General features: G+C 69.1%; 9 protein-coding genes and 1 pseudogene. 5 read left to right on the top strand and 5 right to left on the bottom strand.

The genetic code is table 11. The annotated features are described in order from the left end of the window. Window positions 1-168: 168 nt before the first annotated feature. From EEJ42_RS09300 to EEJ42_RS09290, 3 genes are all read left to right on the top strand, one after another. On the top strand, window positions 169-870 hold the full coding sequence (locus EEJ42_RS09300; RefSeq protein WP_123099496.1) for a class F sortase: 702 nt from the start codon (window positions 169-171) through the stop codon (window positions 868-870). A gap of 210 nt (window positions 871-1,080) precedes the next feature. After that, window positions 1,081-1,410 (top strand): hypothetical protein, encoded by a 330-nt coding sequence (locus EEJ42_RS09295; RefSeq protein ID WP_123099495.1) that lies wholly within the window; start codon window positions 1,081-1,083, stop codon window positions 1,408-1,410. A 156-nt stretch (window positions 1,411-1,566) separates the two neighbouring features. Continuing rightward, on the top strand, window positions 1,567-2,646 hold the full coding sequence (locus EEJ42_RS09290) for a glycoside hydrolase family 6 protein (protein ID WP_123099494.1): 1,080 nt from the start codon (window positions 1,567-1,569) through the stop codon (window positions 2,644-2,646). Between the two features lie 22 nt (window positions 2,647-2,668). Here EEJ42_RS09290 and glxA read toward each other — a convergent pair whose 3' ends face one another. The 5 genes from glxA to EEJ42_RS09265 form a co-directional block, all read right to left on the bottom strand. Beyond that, window positions 2,669-4,639: a radical copper oxidase GlxA gene (gene glxA / locus EEJ42_RS09285; RefSeq protein ID WP_123099493.1), complete on the bottom strand. Its 1,971-nt coding sequence runs from the start codon at window positions 4,637-4,639 to the stop codon at window positions 2,669-2,671. Window positions 4,640-4,642: 3 nt separating this feature from the next. Next, on the bottom strand, window positions 4,643-6,478 hold the full coding sequence (locus EEJ42_RS09280) for a glycosyltransferase family 2 protein (RefSeq protein ID WP_123099492.1): 1,836 nt from the start codon (window positions 6,476-6,478) through the stop codon (window positions 4,643-4,645). 339 nt (window positions 6,479-6,817) lie between these two features. Continuing rightward, window positions 6,818-7,498 (bottom strand): FadR/GntR family transcriptional regulator, encoded by a 681-nt coding sequence (locus EEJ42_RS09275; RefSeq protein ID WP_123099491.1) that lies wholly within the window; start codon window positions 7,496-7,498, stop codon window positions 6,818-6,820. Between the two features lie 73 nt (window positions 7,499-7,571). Further along, window positions 7,572-7,907, bottom strand: a complete 336-nt coding sequence (locus EEJ42_RS09270) for a DUF397 domain-containing protein (protein WP_123099490.1) — start codon at window positions 7,905-7,907, stop codon at window positions 7,572-7,574. After that, window positions 7,904-8,734 (bottom strand): helix-turn-helix domain-containing protein, encoded by an 831-nt coding sequence (locus tag EEJ42_RS09265; protein WP_123099498.1) that lies wholly within the window; start codon window positions 8,732-8,734, stop codon window positions 7,904-7,906. The genes EEJ42_RS09270 and EEJ42_RS09265 overlap by 4 nt, the downstream gene beginning before the upstream one ends. 115 nt (window positions 8,735-8,849) lie before the next feature. Here EEJ42_RS09265 and EEJ42_RS09260 point away from each other — a divergent pair, with 115 nt between their 5' ends. After that, entirely contained in the window at window positions 8,850-9,299 is a 450-nt protein-coding gene (locus tag EEJ42_RS09260; protein WP_123099489.1) for an ATP-binding protein, read from the top strand. Between the two features lie 93 nt (window positions 9,300-9,392). Further along, window positions 9,393-9,873: pseudogene (locus EEJ42_RS09255) on the top strand (leucine zipper domain-containing protein); the annotation flags it as partial.

The following is a 9,873-nucleotide window of genomic DNA, read 5'->3' as shown; positions in this document are numbered from 1 at the left end:
ACGCGGGCGGCGGCGGTGCGCCGCGGCCCGCCGAGCCCGAGGGCCGGTGGCCACGGGGCGGCGTCGGCGGCGCGGAGGCGTACAGCCTGGTGCTGTCCGGCGGTACGGCGGTGGCCGTCGCCGGGCTCGCGGTACGGCGGCGTCGGCAGCGGCAGCGGGTGGGTGGCGATGTCTGAGGCGCGCTTCCCCGGAGCCGGACGGCTGGCCATGGGCCTGGCCTGGGTGGCGCTGCTGCTCGGGTTGTGGATGTGGGGCCGGGACATCACCGACGGTACGGGCGCCCCGGCGCCGATGACGGGGGACGCGGCCGCGGTCGGCCGTCCCCCGGCCCATCCGCTGCCCGAGGCGCACGCCCCGCTTCCGGCCGCGCGGCCGGAACGCGTCGACATCGCGGCGGCCGGGGTCCATGCCCCGGTCATCGCCTCCGGCCTGGACCGCAAGGGGGCCGTGAAGCCGCCGCCCTTCCGCCGCGCGGACTCCGTCGCCTGGTACCGGGGCGGACCCGAGCCGGGCACGGCGGGGGCGGCGGTGCTGGTCGGCCACGTCGACACCCGGTCCAGGCCCGCGGTCTTCTACCGGCTGAGCGACCTGCGGCGCGGCGAGACGCTCCGGATCGCCCGGTCGGACGGTTCGACGGCGGAGTTCACGGTGGAGGACGTGGCGATGGTGACCGCCAAGCACTTCGACGCCCGCCGGGTGTACGGGGCGCGGACCGGCGGCCGGGCGGAGCTGCGGCTGATCACGTGCGGCGGGCGGTTCGACCGGAAGACGCGGACGTACTCGGCGAACGTGGTGGTGTCCGCGTACCTCACGAACACGACGCGGCCTGCGCGGCCGACGCCCCGCACCACCCCGGGGAACGCGGGCTGACGCCCGCCCGTTCCCCGGTCATGGTGACCACCGTGCTGCTGGTAGCGGGAGGCGCCGCAGCGCTCGGGGTCGCCGCGTTCCTCGCGGACCGCACTGGACGCGGGGGTGGTGCGTTTCCGGCGTACTGGGCGTGATGGACGCGATGGACGCGATGGGCGCGATGGACGCGACAAGCGGGATCCGTAGGGTCCGGGGAGGCGTGGTGGCTGTATGGGTGGGTTCCTGCCGTATCTGATCTTCGTGGGCGCGCTGGCCGCCGTCATGGGCTTCTTCGCCTGGCTGGCCGTCGTGGCCCGCCGCCGGGGCGTCGCGGGGTCGGCGATTCGCGCGGCCGTGGCGGCGCATGACCAGGCGTGGCAGGTGTCGGGGTATCAGTCCCACCTGGAGGTCAGGGCACAAGCGGAACGTAAAGCGCCGATCGAGTCCCCCGACCGCCCCTGGCATCCGGCGAGCCGCGACCTCGGCTCGCCGCGCACGGCGGCCCGCGGTCCGCGCCGCGGCCGCCTCCGCCGGGGCCTGCGGCGCCGCTTCCGCCGGTAGAACGCCGTGCGAATCGCGCCGGACGGGCGAAAACCCGCCTCCGGTTGAGGATGCGGGCCCGGGCGGCAGCGGCCCTGTGCAAGGATGGATTCGACCGGCTTGTCCCACCCGGGGGCTCACTGTCCTCCCCCGGAGCGTGCACCCAAGGGGGAGTGGATGTACGGCAGTTACACCGGCCGTCGGCACACCGTTGCCCGTCACCACAACCATAAGCGGAATCTCAGGCGCAACGGCGTGGCGGCCGCCGGAGCGCTGCTGTCGCTCGCGACCCTCACCGGCTGCTTCGGCGCCTCCGAGGGCCCCGACAAATCCGACCGCGCCGCCCCGCCCGCCCATCAGAAACAGCGCCCCAAGGCCACCGTCCCGTACTGGGTCAACCCCGACGGCAGCGCCGCCGAGCAGGTCGCCGCGTACCGCAAGGCGAAGAAGGACGACGACGCCCAGCTGATACAGAAGATCGCCGAGCAGCCGGTCGCGGAGTGGCTGGGGGTGGACAACCCGGAGGGGCAGGCGCGCGGCTTCACCGAGGCCGCCGCGCACGCGGACCGCGACGCGTTATTGGTCTTCTACAACATCCCGCACCGCGACTGCGGCCAGTACTCCAAGGGCGGCGCGGCGGACGGCGCCGCCTACCGGGCGTGGCTCGACAAGGCCGTCCGGGGCATCGGCGACCGCCCCGCCACGGTGATCCTGGAGCCCGACGCGCTGCCCCACGTGGCGGACGGCTGCACGCCGAAGAAGTTCCACGAGGAGCGGTACGACCTGCTCACCGGCGCCGTCGACAAGCTCAAGGGCCTGCCCCGCACCAAGGTCTACCTGGACGCCGGCAACCCGCACTGGATCAAGGACCCGCGGGCGATGGCCGGGCCCCTCAAGCGCGCCGGGATCGCCAAGGCGGACGGCTTCGCGCTCAACATCTCCAACTACCAGACCACCGCGGAGAACAAGGCCTACGGCAAGAAGCTGTCCGCGATGGTCGGCGGCAAGCCCTTCGTGATCGACACCAGCCGCAACGGCAACGGCCCGGCCCCCGGCAAGGACGACCCGGAGGCCTGGTGCAACCCGAAGGGCCGGGCGCTGGGCGAGCCGCCGACGGTCGAGACCGGCGACCAGAAGGTCGACGCCTACCTCTGGATCAAGCGCCCGGGCGAGTCGGACGGCCCCTGCAAGGGCGGCCCCAAGGCGGGCCAGTGGTGGCCCCGCTACGCACTCGACCTCGCCCGGAACGCCGAATAGGCACCGGAATGGGCACCCACGCTCAGCTGGAGGTGCCCGCCCCGCCCGTGGACGCGGCGGGCACCTTCACCCACACCGCCTTCGACGGCGTCCCCTCGTCGTCGACCGCGTTGAGCATGTAGTAGCCCGGCGGCACCAGTGAGGAGTCCTTCGGCAGGCGCACCGTGATGCCGTCCTTCGTCCGCTTGAAGTCGAGTGCGATCGACCGCTGCTCGACGTTGGTCACATGGGTGAAGGAGCTGGGCCGGATCAGCCGCATCTTCTCGATCGCCGAGGCGTGCGCGGTCTTGTACGTGGCCGTCGCGCCCAGCTTGACCGTCTTCGGGCCGCCCTCCGCGGCGAGCTTCGGCCGCGAGTCCCGGTACAGGTAGGGCGGCGTGTAGAGGTCGATCTGCTGCTGGAACTCACCCGGCTTGGTGTTGGCCTTGTCCTGGAACAGCGAGTCGGAGCCGAAGCTCATGACCCGCCCGTCGGGCAGCAGCAGCGCGCCCGAGTGGTAGTTGCGCCCGACCAGCGGATCGGCGACCGCGCGCGTGCGGTTGGTCTTCGGGTCGTACAGCTCGGCCTTCAGTACGTTGGTGTCGCTGCGCCCCCGGTAGTCGCCGGAGCCGTTGGTGGTCAGGACCGTGTCGTCCGGCAGGATGACGCTGCTCGGATAGCGCACCTTCTCGTACAGATCCGGTCCGTCCTTGAACCGCGGCTGATCGTCCTTCAGGTCGACGATCCGGGTCCCGGCGGTGGACCGGGGGGACTCGCCGACCCCGCCGCCGCCCAGCACCATGAAGCGCTGGTCCTGCGCCGGCGGCAGCATGACCGACATCGACGTCTCCAGCAGCTTCGGGTCGCTGATGCCCGGCACCACCTGGAACTTGTTGCTCTTCAGATCCCAGATCCCCGGGGTGCGGCCCTTGTCGTCCGGCCCGTATCCGGCATTCGACCCGGTGTAGAAGATGCGGCCCTTCTCGGTGAGGAAGAGCGAGGGGTAGGTGGGGAAGAAGCGCTTCTTCGGCAGGTACTTCCACTTCTTCGTCTTCGGGTTGTAGATCTCGTTCTTGCCCGGCACGACCTGGCCGATTTCATCGAGCCCGGACACGGACAGCACACGGCCGTCCTGCAAGGTCGTCAGGGTCGGATACCAGCGGGCCTCGTTCATCGGGTCGACGGTGATGTACCGCTCCGACTCCGGGTCGAATTCGTAGGCCTGCTTGATGCCCTGGAAGTCCTTCTTGTCGAACGACAGCTTCTGCGCGATGCCGTAGAAGTTCCGCCGGTCCTTGCCCTTCAGCCCGGAGATCCGATAATTGTCCTCGGTCCCGGTCTGGTACTTCTCGCCCTTGCGGCGCGCCTCGACATAGACCCGCGCCGTGCTGGCGGTGACGGTGACCTTTCCGGTCTTGGCGTTCGTCTTCTTCTTCGCGCGCGGGACGAGGACCGGGTCCTTGGATTCGAACGTCTTGCCGTTCTCCTTGCCCGTGAAGCGCGTCCCGGCCGGGAGGGTCTTCGGCTTGTCCGGGTCCTCGTTGTGGACGAACATCAGTCCGCCCGCCTTCTCGACGTCGCCCTTGAGCTTCTCGTACCGCTGGGTGCCGCCCGCCACCAGCAGCTTTCCGTCCGGCAGCTGGCTGTGCCCGGAGCAGAAGAGGTCCTGGGGCGTGGGGATGTTCCGGTAGGTGTTCTTCTCCGGGTCCCACAGGACGGTGCGGAAGGACTTGGCGTCGAAGTTCTTGGCGTTGTTCCCGGAACCGGCGACCAGCAGCACCTTTCCGGTGTGCAGCAGGGCGGCGTGGATCGTATTGATCCGATATTCCTTCGGAACGTTGACGACGTCCCAGTGGCCGTTCTCGGCCTTGTACTCCGGTTGGTTGATCTTGTAATCGTGGTACTGCGCGGAGCTGAATCGGTAGAGCGCCGGGCCGTTCATCCCGGCCAGCACGGTCACGGCCGCCGCACCGATTCCGAAGCGGCGGGTGCGGCGACTCGGTCGGTACTTCACGTCTTATCGTCCCCCAAGAGCGGGCTGCGTTGTCCGTTTCTCCTGGCGGACGGTCCACCGCCAGGCGATGATCGGAGCGGCTGTGATAGCCAGGGCGAGTGATGCCCAAACGGTCATCGCTGGATGACTGTGGCCGAAGTAGAAGGAAGAGGCGAGCGACCCGCCGAAGACCACCAGGAAGAAAAGGTGGATCCGGAACGTCCCGAAGAGGGTGTCGGGGCTGGATGAGTCGCCCTTGGGGGTGACGACGAAGCGGCTCTTCCGGCGCAGTACGGCATCCATCAGGGAACGCGCGTAAATCGGGGCGGACATCGCGGACATCACCATTCCGGCCACGCCCCCCGACCCCTCCGGCTCATGCGGGGATACGTTGTGCCGCCGGTTCCAGACGTAGAGGCCGATCTGGAGCGCGGAGGCATTGCCGTACAGCATCATCCAGATGGCGGGATCGATCTGGATGCCGGACGCCCCGAAGCCGAGGAACAGCGCGCAGCTGATTCCGGCGAGAATCCAGTTCAGCGCCGACATCGGATAGAAGATCACCATCAGGGTGTAGTTGAAGAGCTTGCCCGCGGGCAGCGAGAAGGGCGCCTTCCAGAACTGCCCGAGGATCGTCTCGTACGTGCCGCGCGACCAGCGCAGCTGCTGCGTGAAGAAGTCCGTCCAGGCGTTCGGCCCCTCGCCCACCGCCAGCACGTCCGGCGTGTAGACCGAGCCCCACTTCCGCCCGGTGGCGGGGTTGCGGTGCCGGTGCAGCTCGAAGCCGGTGGCCATGTCCTCGGTGATCGAGTCGTACAGCCCGCCGATGCTCTTGATGGCGCGTATCCGTACCGCGTTGTTGGTGCCGACGAACATCGGCGCGCGGTACGCGTTTCCGGCGCGCTGAATCAGCGCGTGGAACAGGAACTGCTGGCTCTCGGCGGCCTTGGTGACCGCCGCGTCGTAATTCCCGTACACCTGCGGGCCGACGACGAAGGCGATGTCCGGATCGCGGAAGTAACCGAGCATCCGCTCCAGATAGTTCGGCAGCGGAACGTGATCGGTGTCGACCGACGCGAAGAAGTCGTACGCGTCGCCGTGGGCGTCCAGCCAGGCGTTGTAGTTGCCGTGCTTGGTCTTCGCCCGGTACGGGCCCTTGGCCTGGTTCCACTTCTCGACGCCCTTGCGGGTGAAGTGGCGCACGCCCAGGCGCGCGCAGATCTCTCGTACCTCGAGGTCGTCGCCCTCGTCCAGCAGCCAGACGTCCAGCTCCCCCCGATGCCGTACCCTGACCGCCGCCTGAAGCGTCTTCGTCACCATCTCGATCGGCTCCTTGCCGGGCACGAACGTGGTGATGAAGGCGACCTTCGTCCCTGTCTCGGGCACGACCGGCACCGGATCGCGGGCCACGAGCGTCGCGTGCGCGTTGGACGCGACGTTCATCGTGCGGAACAGCTCGATCAACCCGATGGAGACCAGCATGATGACGTCCAGGACCGCCATCGTCGGGCTCGTGCCCTCGCGCTCGGTCCAGTGTGCGGGCTGGATCAGCCACACCAGCAGCCCCAGCGACACCAGCGGCGCCGCCCCCAGCAGCAGCGCGGCGCGGATGCGGTGCGGCTCGTCGGCCAGCAGGCTGCGGTAGCGCACGCGGTAGGGCGTGGCCGGGTCGGGCTGGGTGAGCGGTCCCGCGAGCCTGCTGTAGTGCTCGTAGTCGTACTTCGGCAGCGGCCGCCGCCGGTGGGTTCGCTGCTGCCGCGGGATGCGTAAGCGAGTCGTGGTGGACGAGTCGTACGCATGCTGGTCATGCGCATGCTGGTCGTGCGAATGCTGCCGGGCGCCTGTCGGCGTCGACGTCATGAGTCATTCCCCCCGCACGCGGGCTGGCTGCGTGTCGTCACGTTCTCCTTGCCGGCACGACCCCCCACGGCCGTACGGGCACGATAGTGGAGCGGCCGGATCCGTCGAATGGAATCGAATACGGAATGGCCGCCTTCTGCTTGTGCGCAAAGTGTGCCGGACCCCTCCCGTCCGGCATCCCCCCAGGGCACCCCAACACCCCCTGTTACAGGGCATGTTGGTGTGTGATGCACCCAGCTCAGGGTCTCGGACGCGTTCGCGTGATCGCAAGGCGAAACGCGCCCTTATTCGGACAAAGGTGCGCAATGGGTGGCCGTCGCGGCTGGTCGCAAAAACGGCTTATTCGTGATGCGGGGAACGCAGTCTGTTGCGAATGTTGCAGAAGTGGTCGCGAATCGCCTCTTCGGCGCGTAGGGCGTCGCCGGAGCGTACGGATTCCAGAATCCGCCGGTGCTGGGCGAGGGTGACGTGGGGGTCGGTCGGCACGTCGACCAGGTCCGTACGCACCCGGTGGAACGCGTCCCAGAACGCCTCCAGCACCTCGCTGAGCAGCGTATTGTCCAGGCTCCCGTACAGCGCGGCGTGAAAGGCGCGATCCGTCTCCGCGCGTACGGCCCCTTCGGCCGCCTCCGCCTCCATGCGCTGCGTGATCGCGTCCAGCGTCCGGAGATCCTCGGCGGGTATCCGCCCCGCCAGCCGGGCGATCAGGCCCGTCTCCACGGCCTCCCGCAGCTCCAGCAGCTGGAGCAGGCTGTCCTCGCCGCGGTAGTGACCGGCGACGGTGCGGAAGATCAGCCCCTCGATCATGGGCGCCATCGACATGGGCCCCACGTAGGTGCCGAAGCCGTGCCGGATCTCCACGATGCCCATGGCTTGGAGCGCCTTCAGCGCCTCGCGCACGGAGTTACGGCTGACCCCGAGCAGCTCCATCAGCTCCGTCTCGGTGGGCAACGGGGCCCCGGAGGGGAGCCGTCGGTCGATGATGAGCCGTTTGATGCGCTCCTGGATGTCGCCCGCCATCCCACCACGCGCCTGCGCCGCCACCGCCACCTCCGATTTCGGTCAGCTTAGCGGCAGCGGCGCGGGCTGTTCCTCAGAGCTGCGCGACGAAGTCGGCCCAGGCCGCGTGGGGGATGGCCAGCTGGCCGGTGCCGGTGTCTTTGGAGTCGCGGATGTGGACGGCGTGTGGGCGTATGGCGACCTCGACGCAGTTGTCTCCCTCGCTCCCGCTGTAGCTGCTCTTGTGCCAGCCGAGTTCGCTGGTGAAGGCCGACCACGCTTGCCGGGAGACGGTCAGCGAGCCGATCCGGGTGTCCGTGGAGTCGCGGATGTGGACCACATTGGGCTGTACGGCCACCTCGACGCAGTTGTCGCCGGAGCTTCCGCTGTAGCTGCTCTTGAACCAGTCGAGTTCAGGGGTGGTCGTCATAGGGCTCCTCGCATCTGCTTTAGCAGGCTCACCGTGGATTCGTGACCGAGCGCCTGCGAGCGCAGCTTGCCATAGCGTTGGAGCATCGCGCTCACGTCTTTCGGGTTGGTGATGAGCACGCTGGATTGCTGACCCTCGGAGTATCCCACCCACTCGTGCTGAGGTGTCTCCGCGAGATACATCAGACCGTCGATGCCCGCATGGGTCTCCCGACGTAGGGGCATGACCTGGAGCTCCACGTTGCGGCGATCCATCTGCTCCAGCAGATGGTCCAGGAGCTGCCGGGTCACGTCCGTACCTCCCATGTGGCGCTCCAGAAGTGCCTGTTCGACGACGAAGCTGAACGCCGTGTTCGGCCTCTCGGTCAGGAGGCGCTGCCGTTCCAGACGCGCCGCTACCTGCGTTTCGATTTGCTCCTCCGAGAGCGGCGGCAGCCTCTGCTCGAAGGCAGTCCTGATGTACGGCTCGGGCTGGAGCAGGCCCGGGATCGCCCGGCACTCATACGTGTACAGAGAGACGGCCTCTTCCTCGATCCCGGCCCACGGGCGGAACCACGACGCGAGCCCTGCCTTCCGGATCAGGGTGCGGTACGCCGCGCCCAAGACGCGTGCGGCGGGGGCACCCAGGGCCTCCTCCACCCGCGGGATGAGTTCCTTCGGGGGGAAGCGCCGACCCTGCTCCATCTTGGCGACGTACGTCACCGAGTACCGCACGCGCGGCGCGAACTGCTCCTGCGTCAGGCCCCCTTCATCCCGCAGCGCCTTCAAAACGGCGCCAAAGGTCTTGAGGCTGTCCGAGACTTCGGGTTCGCTGTTGTCTGCTCCCATACGTACATCGTCACGCGCGGTGACGATCCCAGTCCAGCGAGTCAACTGGTACAGCGCAAACTGGGTGGGTGTCATACCTGGCCGGAGCCCCGACCTCACCGCAACGCTTCCGCCCATGACCGCACCACAGGACCAAGTCCCCGTCACCGTACGTACGTTCGCACAGCGATTCTCCGCCACCCGGCGCGGGGCCCGGCTCGCCCGGCTTCTGGCCGCGAACCAGTTCGCCTCCTGGGGCCTCGGTCCCAGCGACGCCGCCGTGCTTGTCGTCGCCGAACTGGCCGCCAACGCCGTCCTCCACGGCCGCGTCCCGGGCCGGGACTTCGCCCTGCTGCTGCGGTACGACTACGAGACCGGCCGTCTGGAGATCGAGGTGTCGGACACCCACGACCGCCAGCCCACCCCGAAGGCCCCCACCTGCGTCGACGAACAGGGCCGTGGTCTGCTCCTGGTCGAGGCGCTGGCCGACCGCTGGGGCGTCAAGGAGCGCCGCGGCCCCGGCAAGACCGTCTGGGCCCACATCACCTCACGGGCGACTAGATGTGCTGTCCCGGCACGTTGGTGACGGGCGACGCGCTGTGAGTGGTGCTTGAACGAGGCGAGGGCCTCTGGTTTCGGTGTGGATTGCGACATCTGTACCGGCACCAGGAGGCCCTCGTTGATCCACCGTAACGCCCCGCTGACCCCGACCGGCAGGCTGCGTCTGGCCCGGTGCGTCGTGGAGGACGGATGGCCGCTGCGGCGGGCAGCCGAACGCTTCCAGGTCAGCCACACCACCGCAGCCCGCTGGGCCCACCGCTACCGCCGCCACGGGACAGCTGGCCTGCACGACCGCTCCAGCCGCCCCCACCACTCACCACGCCGGACACCCGCCTCCGTGGAAGAGCGGGTGCTGCGGATACGCCGCGAACACCAGATCGGCCCGCTGCGGCTGGCCGCCCGTGCCCGCGTCGCCGCCTCCACCGCTCACCGCATCCTCCAACGCCACGGCCAACCACCCCTGGCCACGCTGGACCGGGCCACCGGCGAACCCGTCCGCCGCTACGAACGCTCCCGCCCGGCGAACTGATCCATATCGACGTCAAGAAACTCGGCCGCATCCCCGACGGCGGCGGCCACAAAACGCTCGGCCGGGCCGC

The sequence above is a fragment of the Streptomyces botrytidirepellens genome (assembly GCF_003721215.1).
GTDB lineage: Bacteria > Actinomycetota > Actinomycetes > Streptomycetales > Streptomycetaceae > Streptomyces > Streptomyces himastatinicus.
This window is presented reverse-complemented; position numbering and strand designations above follow the sequence as displayed.

Bases quoted from the DNA above. Each gene is read 5' to 3' on its own strand.
- EEJ42_RS09300 (WP_123099496.1), top strand. From the start codon at position 169: ATGTCTGAGGCGCGCTTCCCCGGAGCCGGACGGCTGGCCATGGGCCTG.
- EEJ42_RS09295 (WP_123099495.1), top strand. From the start codon at position 1,081: ATGGGTGGGTTCCTGCCGTATCTGATCTTCGTGGGCGCGCTGGCCGCC.
- EEJ42_RS09290 (WP_123099494.1), top strand. From the start codon at position 1,567: ATGTACGGCAGTTACACCGGCCGTCGGCACACCGTTGCCCGTCACCAC.
- EEJ42_RS09280 (WP_123099492.1), bottom strand. From the start codon at position 6,478: ATGACGTCGACGCCGACAGGCGCCCGGCAGCATTCGCACGACCAGCAT.
- EEJ42_RS09275 (WP_123099491.1), bottom strand. From the start codon at position 7,498: ATGGCGGGCGACATCCAGGAGCGCATCAAACGGCTCATCATCGACCGA.
- EEJ42_RS09270 (WP_123099490.1), bottom strand. From the start codon at position 7,907: ATGACGACCACCCCTGAACTCGACTGGTTCAAGAGCAGCTACAGCGGA.
- EEJ42_RS09265 (WP_123099498.1), bottom strand. From the start codon at position 8,734: ATGGGAGCAGACAACAGCGAACCCGAAGTCTCGGACAGCCTCAAGACC.
- EEJ42_RS09260 (WP_123099489.1), top strand. From the start codon at position 8,850: ATGACCGCACCACAGGACCAAGTCCCCGTCACCGTACGTACGTTCGCA.